This window comes from Kitasatospora sp. NPDC091335 (genome assembly GCF_044757205.1).
In the GTDB taxonomy this organism is placed as follows: domain Bacteria; phylum Actinomycetota; class Actinomycetes; order Streptomycetales; family Streptomycetaceae; genus Kitasatospora.
This window is the reverse complement of sequence record NZ_JBIVUM010000034.1, coordinates 17,263-33,017: the sequence shown is the minus strand read 5'-3', so window position 1 is coordinate 33,017 and position 15,755 is coordinate 17,263. Positions and strand designations below refer to the sequence as shown.

General features: G+C 70.8%; 14 protein-coding genes. 9 read left to right on the top strand and 5 right to left on the bottom strand.

Translation table 11 applies throughout. From position 1 onward, the window contains the following. Positions 1-94: 94 nt before the first annotated feature. The 3 genes from ACIQOW_RS39000 to ACIQOW_RS38990 all read left to right on the top strand — a co-directional run bounded on the left by ACIQOW_RS39000 (position 95) and on the right by ACIQOW_RS38990 (position 2,623). Positions 95-409 (top strand): flavin reductase family protein, encoded by a 315-nt coding sequence (locus tag ACIQOW_RS39000; protein ID WP_401092641.1) that lies wholly within the window; start codon positions 95-97, stop codon positions 407-409. Between the two features lie 167 nt (positions 410-576). After that, positions 577-2,013: an APC family permease gene (locus ACIQOW_RS38995; protein WP_401092637.1), complete on the top strand. Its 1,437-nt coding sequence runs from the start codon at positions 577-579 to the stop codon at positions 2,011-2,013. Between the two features lie 313 nt (positions 2,014-2,326). Next, complete coding sequence (locus tag ACIQOW_RS38990; protein ID WP_401092635.1) at positions 2,327-2,623, top strand: hypothetical protein; 297 nt, start codon at positions 2,327-2,329, stop codon at positions 2,621-2,623. A 99-nt stretch (positions 2,624-2,722) separates the two neighbouring features. Here the strand turns inward: ACIQOW_RS38990 and ACIQOW_RS38985 are convergent, their stop codons facing one another. Further along, positions 2,723-3,175 (bottom strand): hypothetical protein, encoded by a 453-nt coding sequence (locus ACIQOW_RS38985; RefSeq protein ID WP_401092633.1) that lies wholly within the window; start codon positions 3,173-3,175, stop codon positions 2,723-2,725. Positions 3,176-3,920: 745 nt separating this feature from the next. Here ACIQOW_RS38985 and ACIQOW_RS38980 point away from each other — a divergent pair. Both ACIQOW_RS38980 and ACIQOW_RS38975 read left to right on the top strand, forming a co-directional pair. Further along, positions 3,921-4,157: a DUF397 domain-containing protein gene (locus tag ACIQOW_RS38980; RefSeq protein WP_401092631.1), complete on the top strand. Its 237-nt coding sequence runs from the start codon at positions 3,921-3,923 to the stop codon at positions 4,155-4,157. Between the two features lie 335 nt (positions 4,158-4,492). Further along, a complete protein-coding gene (locus ACIQOW_RS38975; protein ID WP_401092639.1) occupies positions 4,493-5,383 on the top strand; it encodes a helix-turn-helix domain-containing protein in 891 nt (296 codons plus the stop codon). 16 nt (positions 5,384-5,399) lie between these two features. Here ACIQOW_RS38975 and ACIQOW_RS38970 read toward each other — a convergent pair whose 3' ends face one another. Further along, positions 5,400-6,203, bottom strand: coding sequence for an SAM-dependent methyltransferase (locus ACIQOW_RS38970; RefSeq protein ID WP_401092629.1), 804 nt, complete (start codon positions 6,201-6,203; stop codon positions 5,400-5,402). A gap of 196 nt (positions 6,204-6,399) precedes the next feature. Further along, on the bottom strand, positions 6,400-6,822 hold the full coding sequence (locus tag ACIQOW_RS38965; protein WP_401092627.1) for a hypothetical protein: 423 nt from the start codon (positions 6,820-6,822) through the stop codon (positions 6,400-6,402). A gap of 771 nt (positions 6,823-7,593) precedes the next feature. On the opposite strand from ACIQOW_RS38965, the gene ACIQOW_RS38960 reads away from it, so the two are divergent. From ACIQOW_RS38960 to ACIQOW_RS38945, 4 genes are all read left to right on the top strand, one after another. After that, on the top strand, positions 7,594-9,294 hold the full coding sequence (locus tag ACIQOW_RS38960; RefSeq protein ID WP_401092625.1) for a P-loop NTPase fold protein: 1,701 nt from the start codon (positions 7,594-7,596) through the stop codon (positions 9,292-9,294). Between the two features lie 147 nt (positions 9,295-9,441). Then, on the top strand, positions 9,442-10,218 hold the full coding sequence (locus ACIQOW_RS38955; protein ID WP_401092623.1) for a hypothetical protein: 777 nt from the start codon (positions 9,442-9,444) through the stop codon (positions 10,216-10,218). After that, positions 10,218-11,504, top strand: a complete 1,287-nt coding sequence (locus ACIQOW_RS38950) for a hypothetical protein (RefSeq protein ID WP_401092621.1) — start codon at positions 10,218-10,220, stop codon at positions 11,502-11,504. Before ACIQOW_RS38955 ends, ACIQOW_RS38950 begins: the two co-directional genes overlap by 1 nt. After that, positions 11,501-12,274 (top strand): TatD family hydrolase, encoded by a 774-nt coding sequence (locus tag ACIQOW_RS38945; RefSeq protein ID WP_401092619.1) that lies wholly within the window; start codon positions 11,501-11,503, stop codon positions 12,272-12,274. The genes ACIQOW_RS38950 and ACIQOW_RS38945 overlap by 4 nt, the downstream gene beginning before the upstream one ends. Before the next feature lie 18 nt (positions 12,275-12,292). Here the strand turns inward: ACIQOW_RS38945 and ACIQOW_RS38940 are convergent, their stop codons facing one another. Together ACIQOW_RS38940 and ACIQOW_RS38935 are read right to left on the bottom strand one after the other, a co-directional pair. Continuing rightward, positions 12,293-13,441, bottom strand: a complete 1,149-nt coding sequence (locus ACIQOW_RS38940; RefSeq protein ID WP_401092617.1) for an ATP-binding protein — start codon at positions 13,439-13,441, stop codon at positions 12,293-12,295. Then, complete coding sequence (locus ACIQOW_RS38935) at positions 13,438-15,741, bottom strand: transposase (protein ID WP_401092615.1); 2,304 nt, start codon at positions 15,739-15,741, stop codon at positions 13,438-13,440. The genes ACIQOW_RS38940 and ACIQOW_RS38935 overlap by 4 nt, the downstream gene beginning before the upstream one ends. Positions 15,742-15,755 lie beyond the last annotated feature (14 nt).

Sequence of the window (15,755 nt, the reverse complement as noted above, 5' to 3'; positions counted from 1 at the left end):
CCGTTACGACAAACGCGGCTACGTCTACCTCGGCACCGTCACCGCAGCCGCCCTCGTCATCTGGCTCCGCACATGATCGGCCGGACAGCTCCTAATCCTCGTCGCTATCGCCCTCGGATCGAGCTGCCACGCGGCCATGTTGGGCGCCGAGGAGTTCGCCGTCAACGTGCTCGGCGAGCGGCACCGGCCCGTCGCCCAGCGCTTTGCCACCCACGGCGTCGACCGCTTCGCGGCGGGCGGCTTCGGGGAGTGGGAGGGTGGCGTGGCGCTGCCCTACCTGCCCGACGCCAAGGCCCTGCTGCGCTGCCGCACCGTCGACGTGATCCGCGCGGGCGACCACGACCTGATCCTCGGCACCCCCCTGGAGATCCGCAACCGCGACGTGGGCACATCGCCGCTGTTGTGGTAACGGCGCGGCTTCCACACGCCGGTGCCCGCGGAAGCCGCCTGAACGGAGACCGCCCGCCACGGCCCGACGTCCCGGGGCTCCTGCACCTCCCCACCCAGGCAACCCCGCCCCCGGCTGGCCCGATGCCCCACGCCCTCCCACCCGTCCCCGTACCCCTGGAGCCAGCCGTGACCAGTACCAATCCACCATCCGTCGCCGCCGCCCGCAACGACCCCCCACCCGCCGAGCGGGCGGGCCTGAAGACCCGCCACATCCTCTTCGTCATCGTCGCCGCCGCGGCCCCCCTGTCCGCGATGGCCGGCACCGTGCCACTGGCCTTCGCTTTCGGCAACGGGGCCGGAGTGCCCGCCGCGTTCGCCGCCGCTGGACTCATCCTGCTCTGCTTCTCCATCGGCTACACCGTCAGCGCCCACCGCACCGGCGGCAATGGCGGCTTCTACGCGAGCGTCGCCGACGGACTCGGCCGCGTCACCGCCGTCGGCGTGGGCTACGTCGCCCTCATCGCCTACAACTGCGCCACCATCGGCATCGTTGGCGCCCTCGGCTACTTTACCCACCTCGTACTCGCCGGCCACGGACTCGATGTCTCCTGGGCCCTGTGCGCCGCCGTGGGAGTCGCCCTCACCGCGATCCTCGGCTACCGCGACATCGGCGTCAGCGCCCGGCTGCTTGCCCTGCTCATGACCGGCGAGATCGGCGTGCTGCTCCTCCTGGACATCGCGGTGCTCGGCCGGCACGGCGTGCACGCCCTGCCCGCCGCCTCGTTCTCGGGCGCCGAGGTGACCGGCCCCGGCCTGGGGGTGTCCCTGATGTTCGCCTTCGTGTCGTTCATCGGCTTCGAGTCGGCGGCACTGTACGGCAACGAGGCACGCGACCCGCGCCGCAGTGTCCCGCGCGCCATGCTCGGCGCCGTCGTCCTCATCACCGGCTTCTACGCCTTCACCAGCTGGCTCGCGGTGGGCGCGGTCGGCAGCGGCAACGTACGCGACGTGGCGACCAGGCAGATGGGCGACCTGTTCTTCGGCCTCGCCGACGACTACCTGGGCTCGGCGGGCGGCACCGTGCTCCAAGTCATGCTCTGCATCAGCATATTTGCCGCCCTGCTCGCCCTGCACAGCGCCACCAACCGCTACGCGCAGGCCATCGCCGCGGACCGGCTCCTGCCGCGCGGCCTCGGGGCGCTGCACGCCCGGCATAACTCCCCGCACCGGGCCGGCGTCGTCCAGTCCGTCCTGAACGCCGCCACCATCGCCGTCGCTGCCGCGGCGGGCCTCGACCCCTACGCGGACTTCGCGTCCGTCACGCTCGGCCTCGGAACCCTCGGCATCGTCGTCCTGCAGGCCTTCGCCGCGCTCTCGGTGCTCGGCCTGCGCCGCAAGGGCGTCGCGTACGGGACGTGGCGGGGCCTGGTCGCGCCGCTGCTCGCCGTTGTGGGCCTCGCCGCCAGTGTGTGGCTCATTGTGCGCAACTTCGACCTCGCCACCGGCAGCCAGTCGGCTTTCGTGGGCGCGCTGCCCTGGGTGATCCCGGTGGTGTTCGTCGCCGGAATCGCCTACGCCGGGAGCACGGGACACGGGACCACCCTGGGCCCCCTCGGCCACTGATAGCGCCAACCACAGCCTCCCGCACGGGAGTTCAAGCCGTACTCCAGCAGGTCTTGAACCCCCGGGGTCACAGTGGAAAACAGCCAGGCGTACCCGCCTGTACCGCAGAGAGGTCCGTACGACGGCCGCGGCCCGGCCCACAAGGCCATCGAGTTGCGGCGCCGCTCGAACCGGAGCGGCGCTCGCACGGGCGAATCGGCTGCCGCGCGTTCTCCCCCGGGGAACACGCGGCAGCCGATTCCTGCTTCCCCCTTCCCCCTTCGATACCGTCTCGTTCCGCCCACGATCGGCTCGCGGCCGAGGAAGCGGCAGCGTGGGAGGACTTGGTCGCGGGCGGATCCTGCGCCTGGTCGAGCAGGACTTCGGGTGGCAGAACGAGGTGTACCGGCAACGGTCCCTGGACCAATCCCATCAGCGGAGGATGGACGCCGCCTACCTTGTGCTGCGGGCGGTCGGGATTCTGACCGGTGCCGCCGGCCTGGCCGGGTACCTGTGGATCGCCAAGTACTTCGTCGATCACGACGCGGCCGTCCCCGCCGCAGGAATACTCGGCGGCGGAGTGGCAGCCCTTACCGCGGCGTTCTTCCGGATCCAGAGCCGGAAGGAGTAGCCCCCGGGGCGACACCGACCTCGGCGGCTGACCGGACAGTGGCACGGGGTGTGAGGCCGGCCGGGCAGGCTGTCCCAACCGGCACCCGCTGATCCGGGCCTACGGGCAGCGCGTGTTGCGCCCGGCCTGGTGGCTGTGACCTGCGCCGGTGAGTTTCGCCTCGGGCCGCTGGTGAGTTTGCCCGTTCAGGCCCGGCCGTCCCGCCCATCGTCGTCTCCGGGCCGTCCCCCGTCCGTGCCGTCCGTGTTCCCTGTGGCGGCGCTGCTCGCCGACTGCCTGGTGTCGCAGTCGCTCGCATTCCGGCGCGTTCCGTTGCTGCCGGCCTTCGCCGCGTTGCTGCGCCGCAGCCTCCGGCATCTCGACCAAGACGGGGAAGACTGCCGGGTCGGACGGTACGGACTCGCCGTTGAACCAGTCGTTCGGCGAGGTCTTCGTGAACGTAACCGATCTGACTCGTCGGCCGATCCGGATGATGTTGTTCAGCGAGTATTCCGAGGCCGTTTTCAAGGTCTCCGGCTCCCGCGCGAACTCCTGCGTCGTGTCCTGCGCCACCGGCGCCGCCCCTCGCCCGGTCCGAGTCCCAGTCGAACCCCCGGCCACCAGGGCGGTCGTGCCGTCCTGCCGGCCGCCTCGCCGGACCCCGCCCGGAGTCACTGCACCGCTGTCTGGTCGCCCGGCGCCCCGCCGGGCCGTACCCGAGGAGCACTCCGTGAACAACGACCGCCCTGCCCCGCGCACGCTGCGCGACGTCGTCCTCCACGCCGCCACCGGGACCGCGCTGCGCCTGCTGCCTACCGTTGCCGTCCGCGTTGTCATCAGTGCCGTCGTGGACGCCCTGGTGGACCGACGACGGGAGTTGCTGGTCGCGGCCGTCCGATCGCGGTCAGCGTCGAGCATCCGGGTTGCGTCGTGGCCCGGCCGGATCGGGTGGGGCGGCGTAGGCCGCAAGTGCACACGCCGTGACCGAGGAGACGGGGCTCCTTCTCCTGGCCGCTGTGCGGCCTGCCTGGGGCCTGCGAACGGATGCGTTCGAAAAGGGCCGCAGGCTCGGCCGAGAATCCGCTGCGAATCCGGGTGGCGGTGGGCGTCGGACCGACACTAATCCGGTCACTAAAAGGATTTACTTTAAATAAGTCCCTCGTTTGGGCGGTGCGGTGTTCGAAAATAAATGGCTAGCATTCATGGCGCCCGGGGTGCTGCAATTGCAGCGCCCGAGCGGCCCGGAGTGCGCCGTGGCCAGGCCGCGTACGCACCCACGGCAGGGTCGCCCATCGTGTACGTCGGAAAGGGAGGTCACATGCAGGACTTCACCAACGGGATGCCGGCCGGACTGATCAAGGGCGTTGCCTGGGCCAAGGTCCGGGCGAGCTACGGGAACGGCGAATGCATCGAGTTGGCAGGCCTGTCCACAGGGGAGGCGGCCATCCGCAACTCCCGGGATCCGGAAGGGGCGGCACTCATCGTCACCCGCCGCGAGCTCAAGGCGTTCTTCGACGGTGTCAAGCGCGACGAGTTCGACCACTTGATCGCCTGAAGGGGAGAGCAAGGGCGGAAAAGTCGGATTAGATCCCTGATCTGATCGAAGTTTATTCTGTGGCGGCACGTGGACTCGGTGTATGCGAGTATGTAGGGCCATTGGCGTTGAGGCCAGACGAGTCCCGTACGGAGTCCGCGTGCCATTTATTCCAGAAAGCTCCGAGGCGCCTGCCGATAAGCCCGTCGACGGCGCCGACGAGGTCGGAGGCGACAACCCGAGCCGGCCCGCAGCAGCCGAGGGCGCCCTCGCCGAGATTCTCCCGCTGAACCGCCACACCGGGGCCCTGGTACGCGGGAACCCGGCGGCGGACAGGGTGGTTCCTCGGGGAGCGTCTGCGCAGGGTGCGCGAGCGGCGCGGCCTCTCGCTCGACCGCGCGGCGGCGCGCGCCGTGACCATCCTGCCCGGGATATCCCTGTCCTACTCGACCCTGTCGCGTATCGAGAGTGCGAAGGCCCCCGCCCCTGTCGAGGTTGTCACCGCTCTCGCCGAGGTCTACGGCCTCGACGGGAAGGAACGGCAGGAGCTGGTGGAGCTGGCCGGCCGGGCGCAGCAGCCCGACTGGTTCGACGCCCCCGAGTACGCCGGCGTGATCCCGCGCTACTTCCGCAACTACCTGGGGCTGGAGACGGTCGCTCTGGAAGTGCGGTCCTACCAGGCCATGGTCGTGCCAGGGCTCCTGCAGACGGCGGGCTACGCCCGCGGCGTCATCGCCCGCCACCACCTGACCGTGGACAAGGACCTCGTGGAACGGGGAGTGGAGGCGAGGACGGAACGCCAGCGCAGGCTCTTTGCTTCGCCCCCGGACCTGACGGTCCTGCTGATCAACGAGCTGGCCCTCCAGTTGCCGGTCGGTCCCCCCGCAGTGATGGCGGCCCAGATGCGCCACCTGCTGCGCATGGCGGACATGCCTCAGGTGAAGCTGCGCATCGTGCCCATCGAGAAGACCGTCGCGACGCCTGTCAGCGGTCTCACCCACCTGAAGTTCCGTGCCGGCGGCCCGTCGGAGCTCGTGTACATCGAGGGCTACGACTCGGCCAGCTACCACCCTGCGGACGCCGGCGAGCCGAGTGAGCGCACGAAGGGCACTCGCAAGGGCCGCAATGCCAGCGCGGACATGGAGAAGTACGTGCAGTTGCTGCTGGAGATCGGCCAGGGCGCGGCCCACCGGCGCCGGAGTATGGACATCATCGCGCAGGCTCTCAATCGGTTCGAAGGCCGATAGCGAGCCGGTCTGCGGATCACGCGATGCGGGCCAGTCCTCCGTATTGCTGCCACATGTCGCAGCGCAGGGCCTGCTGGAGAGCCGACTGCGGGCGCCAGTCGACGACGTCCACCAGGCCCGGCTCCTCGACGGCCAGGCCCGCGACGAAGGCATCGACCTCCCAGCGCTCGCGCACCCGGCCCCAGCGGCCGCCGGTCTGGTCGTTCATGATCTTCGTGACGTCGTCTCGCGCCTTCGGGTCTTCGCAGACCAGGTGACTGACGGCCACGAAGCTTCCCGGCGCCAGGTGCCGGGTGAGGCGTTGCACCACCGCCCTGGGGCGGGCGGCGTCCGGCAGGCACTCCAGGGCCGCCACGAGCAGCACGCCAGTCGGCTGGTCCGGGTCGATCAAGTCCTTGACCGCTGCGTGCTCGAAGATCCCTTCGATGTCCGCGAGGTCCGCGTTCAGCACGGCGGTCCGGTCGTTCTCGTCCAGCGATTCGCGGCCGTAGGTGATCACGATCGGATCATTGTCGACATAGACGACCCGTGAGCGTGGGTCGATCCGCTGGACGATCTGGTGGACGTTGTCCACTATCGGCAGCCCCGAGCCGAGGTCGATGAACTGGCGGATGCCGTGTTCCACAGCGAGTGTTCGTGTCGCGCGCTGGAGAAACGAGCGGTTGGTCAGCGCGAGGGCGTCGGCGTCTGGCATGCGGACTCGCAGGTGCTCGGTGGCGACACGGTCGGCGTCGAAGTGGCGGGTGCCGCCCAGCAGGGCGTCATAGATCCGCGCCGAGCTGGGCACGGTGACATCGATCCCACGTTCGGAGTTCCCCACAACGCCCCTCGCTCCTGGCAACCATCGCGGGCCGCACGGCTGTTGCGGGCTCATTGTAAAGATCGCATGTCTAAGAGCGCCACGACTTTTGACTGTGCATCACCCCAAGGGGTGGCGCGCGGGCGTGGCGCTGCCATGGCGTATGCGCCGCCATCTTCACCGCGCACAACGAGGCGCGTTGAAGGTGGCGGCGATGTCACTCGGCCCTGGGCACCGCCCTTTCCGTCAGAAGCGCGACGTCGGCCATCAGCCGATCGGCACCGCGCAGCCCGGCTTGGACCGAGGCAGCATCGGTGCCCATGAGGTGGGCGGCGTCGGTCGCCGACAGGCCGAGCTGGCGGTGAAGGAGCGCAGCGTCGGCCAGCGGCTCCGGCAGGTACCGGTGCAGCATGTCGACCGGCTTCTCCGCCGCATGCCGGCCGTCGTCAACGGGCCGGTGGGCGGTGACCGCGTCGCGCAGCAGGTGCCAGGTTTCACCGGCGGTGGACGGGCCGGCGAGGAGGGCCGTCCAGCGGGAGCGGGCGCGCTTCAGCGCGTGGTCGACCGCGGACGCGCCGCTCACGCCGTCCGTGAGCCTGGCCGTGGCGTAGGCAAGGTAGTGGCGGTGGACGAGCGTCACGAACTCCCGGAAGCCGGCGTCGGGGGTCCGGCAATGGCGAGGTGTCAGGCCCGGTGCGGCGCCGGGCCCAGCGTGTGGTGCCTCTGGCATATTCTCGCAGTCCCTGGATGTGGCTGTGTGAGGTACCTGTTCTGATCGGAGTCCAGTGGCGTTCTGATGACGTGGATTCCGTAGGTTTGGCTGGAATTTCTAAGCTCGCGGTGGATGGCCGCTGAGCTGCGGTGATGTGCTGATGATGATCGTGGGTCGCGCTCACGGGTGATCTGACCTGAGGGTTCGGATATTTGCGTGGAATCACGTGGATGTTGCTGGAATGCCTGTGTGTTTCGCTGTATTTGCGCAGGTCAGTGCCTTGCTTGATGTTCGGGAGATGTGTCGTGAGGTGGTGCCGTGTTGCTGGCGGTGGGTCAGTTTCTTTTAGGGCCGGTGCCGTTTCTCGTAGATGCGTTCGGCCTTGGGGGCTGGGTTTGATGGGGGAGTAGCACGGCTGTTCCGGAGCGGGACGGGTTTCGGGGCAGTCCGAGTGTGGTTGTGTCGGCGTCGGTGGGGGAGCGTCGGCGGTCCTGGTGGTCTGTCAGGGCGCGGGCAGCAGTTCGGTTTTCCTCCTGTTGTGGGGGAGGTGTGAGGGCTATGGTGTGCCTCCACCACATGCGCGTGACGCGCTGGACGTGTGGTGGATGGCAAGAGCACCGACTGCGACGACGATGTCGCGGGCTGGAGGACGGCGTGGCCGGGATGTCTTCGGGACTGTGGTCGGATGAGCCGACGCGGTTGGATCTGCTTTCCTTCGACGCGGTCGCCGAGACCGTGGTGTGGGCCGTGCTGGACGACGCGCTCGACCCGGTGACCGTCGGCGTCTCGGGCGCGTGGGGCAGCGGCAAGACCACGGTGCTGCGCCTGGTCGAGGACAGGCTCGCCCCGCAGGCGCCTGGGGGTGACACCAACGTGCTGGTGATCAGCACGGACCCGTGGCGTTACGACCCCGGGGTCGGCGTCAAGGAGACTTTGATCGGGGAGGTTCTCAGCGCTGTCGCCGCGGAACTCGCCAAGGCGGAGAAGCCGGGCCAGGTACGCAGCCGCGCGCGGGCGGTGCTGGCCACGCTGCGCAAGCGGGTCGACTGGGCGAAGGCGTTGCAGGTGGCGGCGAAGACGTCGCTGACGCTGCAACTGCCGTCGGTCGACGATCTCACCAGTCTGATCAACACCGACGCGGCCGGCCAGGAGGCCGACTCCGCAGAGCCCCTGACGCGCGGACTCGAGGAGTTCCGCGGCGAGTTTCGCACGCTGATGGAGTCGCCCGAGCTGACCCACCTGCGGCGCGTGGTCGTGCTCGTCGACGACCTGGACAGGTGTCTGCCCGAGACGGTCGTCGACACGCTGGAGACCATCCGGCTGTTCCTGGCGGTGCCGAAGATGGCGTTCGTCGTCGCTGCCGACGAGCGCCGGGTGGCCGACGCCCTGCGGGTGCGCTTCCCCACCCCGGGCGGCGGCCTGGGCACAGGTGAGGCGGACGCCGAGGAGCCCGCCAGTCTCTACCTGCACAAGATCGTGCAGACGACGGTGCCGCTGCCCACCCTGAGCCGCTTCGACACCGAGGCGTTCCTCGTCCTTCTGCAGCTTTCCCAGCGGCTGCCCGCCGACGAACTCGCTTCCTACATCGCGCAGTGCGTGCAACTGCGGCGGACGACGGGTGTGTTGGACGACCTCGCCGACGCGGTGGTCGGTGGTGACATCTCCACGGAGCTGGCCTTCGCCTCACGGATGACACCCATCCTCCACGAGAAGCTGCAGGGAAGTCCCCGCCGCATCAAACGCTTCCTCAACGACCTGCGGGTACGTCAGTCCGTCGCCGCTCACCGCGGCATCGCGCTCGAGGCGGACATCGTGGCCAAGCTCATGGTGCTGGAGAAGCTCCTGGACCACTCCTTCGCCACCATCCTGGAGTGGCTGGCGCGAGGCGAACTACGCGCACGCATGACCAAGCTCGAAGCTGCCGCCGGCCGACCCACGACGCAGGCCCCGGTGTCCGAGGAAGCACCCTCCACGGAGGGCGGACCGGACCCCGCTCCGGAGCCTGCCGAGGGGGAGCCGCTCGCCTTCGAGGACGACCTGCTCCGGTGGGCGAAGCTCCCCCCCGGGGCTGGACGGCGTCGATCTGGCCCCCTACCTCTATCTGGCGGCGGCGTTCTCCGGCAAGCAGCTTCTCGACGCCGGGCTGCCCGGCCGGCTGCGGGACATCGCGGCCGGCCTGCTGTCGACGGTCCGCTTCGACCAGCACCGGGTGACCGACGCCGACATCACCGCGCTCGGCGAGGACGACGCCCTGAGACTGGTGGAATACCTCGGCCGGGCGGCCCGGGACCGCCCGGCCGAACAGAACGCGGCCGTGCGCGGCCTGGTGCGCATCGCCACTGCCTATCCGGCCGTCACCGACCAGGGCGTCCGGCTGCTGCAATCCATCCCCACCGCTGAGCTCGAACCGGCCACCATCCTCGCCCTACCCGCCGACAGGCCTGAGTTCCGCCGCGTACTGGAGCAATGGAGGAGCCACGCCCCCGCCGCCCCGGCCCGGATCAGAGCGACGCTGGAGATCGCCCTGAACACCGGAACCCGTCGCTGATGGGAACCAAGGGCTCCTACACGGGCAATGGCACACCGGCCAGCAAGGAACTCCAGAGCAACGTCACGCAGTGGCTCGACGCCCTGGCCGCCGCCGGTCCCGACGCACCCCCGCAGCAGCTCGACCCGGGCCAACTCCTGCCCTCCCTAGGGCTGTTCAGGCCGTCCGGCGGACATGCGGACGGTCCCGGAGCGGGGGCGGGAGGAGGTGGGACCGGCACAGGGGGCTCGGCCGGGGGAGGGGCGCAGCGCACCATCGCCCAGTCCTCCCGCACGGCCGGGCGCGCCGCAGCCGCGGCGTACGCGTACCGTACCGGCGACGCCGGGGCGCTGCGCGAACTGGGCCTCGACTACGCCCAGTTGCGGGCAGCGGCCAGTGACCCGATCGACTGGACCAGCCGGATCGTGGACGCTGCCTGCGGGCCGCTGGCCGACGGCACGATCGAGGACAAGGAGCGCCGCTTCGTCGCCAGCGAGGTCGCCCAGTGGGTCTTGGAGGCCGGCACCGCCGATACGCCCCCCAGTGCGGAGGAGGTCGTCCGGGAAACCCTGGCAATGATCATCTTCGAGGCGGTCGTCAGCGAGACCGCGGCGAAGATGAACGACGGATCCCGTCCCGCCTGGGCCACCGCGGACGGTGAACGCCAACTGCGTGAGACCGCACGCGCCCTGGCCGACCGGGCCTCTCTCACGATCACCGGACCCAGCGCCGCCGAGATCACCCGGGCCGTCGAAGAGGGCATCGGGGCGATGCGGTCCATCTGGATGGAGCCCTGATGCCCGCCTACACCCTGAAGCTGGACGCCGACACCTCACAACCCGGCGCCGCCGGCACCACGTTCTGGTGGCCCCCCGGCCCGGCCGTCTCTTTCGTCTCCACCCTCGGGCCGTCCCTGGGAGCGTTGGGGCCGGTGCCCGAACCCAACATCGAACTGGTCCGCCTCGCCGCCCTGGTCTACGCCGCAGACCGCAGCACACCCCGGCGCGCGGCCCGCTCCAACTGGACCCGGCGCACCTTCGAGCTGAGCGTGCCCGTCCACGAGCCGGCCCGCTGGGACGCCGTCCGCGACCGGCTCGAGGAGCTCCTGGGATTCCTGTCCGGCGACCGCTGGTCGATCGGCTTCCACCGCGCTCCCGCCCCGCAGGAGACGGTCCGGGCCACCCCGTATCCCGGCATACGGCGCGTGGTCCTGCTCAGCGGCGGCGCCGACTCCGCCGTCGGCGCCCTCGTCTCACGCCACGGCCTCGGACCGGAGCGGCACCTGCTCCTGTCCCACGTCGGCGCCACCAACCTCGCGCCCCTGCAGAAGGACACCGCAGGTGACATCGCCCGTCTCATCGACGGCCCCCCGCAACACCACCAAGGGCTGCGATTCTCCCGCAAGGCCCGCCGGCCCGACGGCCCGAAACTGCCCAACGAGTACTCCACCCGCACCCGCTCCCTGCTGTTCCTCGCCCTGGGCCTGGCCGCCGCGGCCGTCGAGGGGGTGCCGCTGTGGATCCCGGAGAACGGCTTCGCATCCCTCAACATCCCCCTCACCGCCGACCAGCGCGGCGCCCTGTCCACCCGCACCACCCACCCCCTGTTCCTGCAGAGCCTGGCCGCCATCGCGAAAGACGCCGGCGCCCACGCCGACATCCACAACCCCTTCGCCACCCGCACCAAAGGCGAAATGTTCCGCCAGGCCGCCGAACTCGTCGGCCCCACCCCGGCCGCCGAATTCCTCAGCCGCACCCACTCCTGCGCCCACACCGGGCACCGCAGCCACCGCATCCCCGTGCGCACCCACTGCGGAGTGTGCTTCGGCTGCCTGCTGCGCCGCGCCTCCTTCCTCGCCGCGAACCTCCAGGACACCACCGACTACCTCCACACCCGCCACGACGAGAACCTGCAGACCTACCTGCGCAACAAGTCGGTCGAACCGTCGCTGCGCACCTTCCTCGCGCGGGGCCTGCGCCCCGCCGACGTCACCACACTGAGCCTTCCCGCCGACTACCCCGCCCGCCAGGCCTACGAGCTGTGCCGACGAGGCGTCGCAGAGCTGGAGTTGCTGTACCCATGAGGACAACCGCACTGCCGCCGCTGGACCTGCACGCGCACATCGACACCGGGGTGCCGGCCGACGACCTCGCCGGACTGGGCGCCGTGGTCTTCGCGGCCACCCGCTCCCTGGCCGAGGCCGCCACAGCCGTCCAACGCACGGACACGCAGATCATCTGGGGAGTGGGTGTCCACCCCGCACTCGCCCGCAGCCACACGGCCTTCGACCCCGACGGCTTCGCCGGCCTGATCGAGCGCACCCCACTCGTCAGCGAGATCGGCCTCGACGGCAGCAGCCGCATCCCGATGGACCGCCAGCGGGCCACCTTCCGCAGCATCCTCGACGCCCTGACCCGCACCCCGCGCATCACCAGCGTCCACAGCCACGCCGCCCACCAGCAGGTCCTGGACGAGCTGGAACGATCCCCCGCACCCGGCATGGTCCTGCACTGGTGGCTCGGGGACGCCGAGCTGACGGCCCGAGCCGTCGCCCTCGGCTGCTACTTCTCCCTCAACGCCGCCGCCGCCCGCAGAACTCCACTGCTGGACTCCATCCCCCTCGACCGGGTCCTGACCGAGACCGACCACCCTTTCGGGGACCGCAGTTCCCCCACGCCGCGCCCCGGCAACACGACCCGGGTGGAGCAGTCCCTCGCCCGCCACCACCGCACGACGCCCGAGCAGATCCGCCTGACCGCGTGGCAGAACCTGGCCGCGCTCGTGCGCGACACCCGCTGCTCGGCGCTGCTCGGCCGGCGCATCCGGTCCCACATCGTGGCCCTCCCCCGGTGACGGGCCGCCGGGGCAGGGTCAGTGGTCTCGGCTGGTGGTGACGGCGGCGAGTTCGGTGAGGGTGATGTTCTCGGTGCCGGTGAGGACGGCGCGGGTGGCGGCTTGGCTGATGAGCTGGGACAGGTCGCGGAAGTAGCCGCCGGTGCGCCGGTGGAGGTACAGGCTGTGCTTGGTCAGGGCTTTCTCGTCGAGGTTGTGCAGGCACAGGTGCTTCTCGTACCCGGCGAGGACGGTGGGCCAGGAGGTCTTGTCGTGGCGGTCGAAGGGGATCGGGTCGAGCCAGGTGACGGGCAGCCGGCCGTAGGCGAGTTCGTCCTTCTCGTCGGCCGCGGTGTAGCCGGGGTGGGCCGGGTCCTGCTCCCGGGCCCGGGCGAGGCGTTCGGCGCGCTGGCGCACCACGATGGTGTGGCGGTCGGCGATGGCGCGTGCTTCGTGGACGACGCTGCTGGCGCCGGTGCCGCAGAAGACGGTGGTGATGCCGAGCCGGTTGCGCAGGTAGTCGAAGTAGTGCAGGACGGGGGCGAGTTGGGCCGGGGTGACGCGTTGGATGTCGTCGACGAGCAGCAGCCGGGTCAGCGCGGTCTCCAGGACGTAGTTGACCGGCACGGACAGGTCCGGGTAGCTGCGCCAGCGCATGAGGTCGTCCTCGGTGGTGGGCTCGGGGTTGAGGCCGAGGAAGCAGGCGATCTCCCAGATCCAGTTGATCTTGTTGTCGGTGTCGGCGGGCGCCAGGATGTGCACGACGGGGATCTGGGATCCGGTGAAGTGGGGGTGCTCCTCGATCTCGAGTTGCACGGCGCGTCCGATCGTGCGCAGCAGCATGCTCTTGCCGGTGCCCGAGAGGCCGTTGATGACCCGGTCGCTCAGGCCCTCGCGGCGGCGGCTGTTGACCAGGACCGCCTCGAGCACGTCGTCCATGCCAGCGCTGGCGGCGGCGCTCTCCACCATCATCAGGTGCCCGAGGAACCCCAGGCGGGGGTCTTTCCTGCGCTCCTTCTCCTCCTTGAGCGCGGGGTGGTCGGCGAGGGAGGGGACGACGAGGTGCTCGTGGGAGTAGTGGTTCCACCCGGGGAGGGTGTGGAGCCATTCGGGGCGCATCGGCGCGCTGAACGCCCGCTGCAGCGCGCGTTCGCGCCGCTTGTCCCTGAGCGCGGCCGATGCTTTCACAGCTCTCCTTCGAAGAGGAGGGTGGAGGCGTCCCCGCCGAGGAGCGCGGCCCGCTGCTCCTGCTCCGGATCCTCGTCCTCGTCATCGGCGTCGTCGCCGAACAGGCCGGCGAGGGCGGCGGAGGCGGGAGCGGGGCGCTGCGCCGGCAGAGGTTCGGCGGTGGGCAGGACGCGTACGGGGGAGGGGACGATCGCGTCGAGGTCGAGGTCGCCGATTCCGGCGTACCGGTCCTCGGCCACCGCTTCGACGTCCAGCGCGGGCCCTTGGAAGGGCGGCAGGGCGTTGGTGCGGCTGCGGCGCGGGGGAGCGGTGCGGGTGCGGCGGCGCCGGTCCTTCACCGCCAGCGCGATCGCGGCGTGGTGGTCCTTGCGGCCGCCGTCCGCCAGGACGAGGGCGGTCGCCGCGTCCCAGTGGTCGACGGTCCACGGATCGGTCAGCAGGTGCCGGTGGACGAACTCCGCCTTGATCCACCGTCCGGGGCTGCGGTGGTCGTACAGCCAAGCGACCTCGGGCCGGTAGGGGTCGTAGCGGACCTCCCACCGGCCGCCCGCGCCAGGGCCCTCCAGCCCGGAGTCCAGGCCCTCCAGCGGCTTGAGTTCGCCGCTCGGGCTCTGGTAGGGGCGGTTGTCGACCTCGAAGCCCTTGTCGGTGACCTTCACCCACGCCGGCACCAGCAGCTTGCGGCTGTCCTCGGGCGTCAGCGGCCGGGGCCGGTACCCGGACCGGGAGACCAGGGCCGCGTACATCTCGTTGGGGGACAGGTGCTGCCCGGGCAGCACGGGGTGGGTGAGCCCCTTGTGCGGGAGCTGCTGGTACTCCAGGGCGACCCACTCGTTGGCCATCTGCTGCAGCTCGTTGATGGTCCACAGCGGGCCGCGGTCGATGCCGCGTCCGCGCGCCTGGTGGTTGCGGCCGGTCCAGCCGGCCACGTGCTGGCTGAAGCCGTCGGCGAGGGTGGAGAAGAACCGTTCGCCGATCGGCTTGTCGGTGGGCTGGTCCTTGCGGGCGTAGCGGATGGCGATGCGGAGGAAGGCGCACACGTCCTCGAAGTGCCGGCTCAGGTACGGGCTTCCCTGGTCGAGGACGATCGTGGCGGGGTGGATGACGGGCCGGGCCGCGGTCGCCTCGGTGTAGCGCGGGTCGGCGGCGCGCAGTTCACCGAACGGCAGCGCGGAGGTGGCGGCGGCGGTCAGCGGATCCCAGCCGGGCTGGGTGGGGAGCGGCGCGAAGCACTGGGCGAGGGTGAGGACCAGATCGAAGGCGCGGGTCGCGCGGCCGCCGACCCGCTGGCCGGGCGGGCCGTCGCCGGTGACTGCCGGGACGATCATCAACCCGGCCACGCTGCGGGAGGCGACGTCGACCAGGGAGGTCAGTTCGGCCGAGACCACCTCCCCGTCCTCGCCCAGGGCCTTGATCTTCAAGGGCGTGGTGTCGATCTGGGTCAGCTGGCCGGGCTTCTGCGCGTGCGAGGGGGCGTGGGGGCCCTTGGGTTTGCTGGCCCGGGCGGAGCGCTGGCGGGTCGTCTGGCGCAGGACGTCGGACAGTCCGAGCTCGGCCATCCGTTTGTAGAACGTGGACTGCGGCAGCAGCAGGCGCTCCGCCTCCGCCGGATCCCGCAGTTCCTTGGCGTACCGGCGCCGCACGAGGTCCTCGACCAGGTCCAGCGCCCGGTTGATCCGCCCGCCGGACTCCCTCGCCAAGGCGTCGGTCACCTCGTGCATGGCCTCGATCAGGCGGGGGTCGGTGTGGCCGCCGGGCCGGGGCGGGCGGCCCTTGCGCCCGTCCACGATGAGCACCAGCGGGTTCTCGCCCGCCGCTTTCCACTTGCGGCGCTTGTCGTCCAGCGTCCGCCAGCTGACGCGGACATCGCCCAGGTCCTCCAGTTCGGCGGCCTTGGCCTGGCAGCGCTGCGCCACGGTAGTGGTGGCCGGGTCGTAGCCGGGCCGCGGGTGCAGGCGGCCGGGCCGGATCCCGGTGTCGATCTCCTTGATGTGCCGGTGCCAGTCCAGGGCGTTCGTGCGGTCCTCCTTGCTGACGCCCCGCAGTAGCGTCCCCAGGGGCGGCAGTCCGGTGCGTTCGACGGGCCGTCCGGCGGGGTCGAGGACGGCGAAGTCCGCGGCGCCGGCCACCGCCCTGTACAGAGCGTCGACGGGCGCACCCGCCCCGGGCGCCACCGGTTGCAGGGTGACGGTCGGCCCGGCGAGGGCGTCCACCCGGTACTCCTCGCCCCGCCACCGGACATGGTCGCCGACCCGGACCCGGCCGCTCTCGAACCGCCCGGGCAATCCTTCTCCGCTCACGGAACCCCTCCCTC

What these genes read in the sequence shown, in the direction of transcription:
- ACIQOW_RS38980 (WP_401092631.1), top strand. Translation starts at nt 3,921, where the DNA reads ATGCAGGACTTCACCAACGGGATGCCGGCCGGACTGATCAAGGGCGTT.
- ACIQOW_RS38950 (WP_401092621.1), top strand. Translation starts at nt 10,218, where the DNA reads ATGCCCGCCTACACCCTGAAGCTGGACGCCGACACCTCACAACCCGGC.
- ACIQOW_RS38955 (WP_401092623.1), top strand. Translation starts at nt 9,442, where the DNA reads ATGGGAACCAAGGGCTCCTACACGGGCAATGGCACACCGGCCAGCAAG.
- ACIQOW_RS38945 (WP_401092619.1), top strand. Translation starts at nt 11,501, where the DNA reads ATGAGGACAACCGCACTGCCGCCGCTGGACCTGCACGCGCACATCGAC.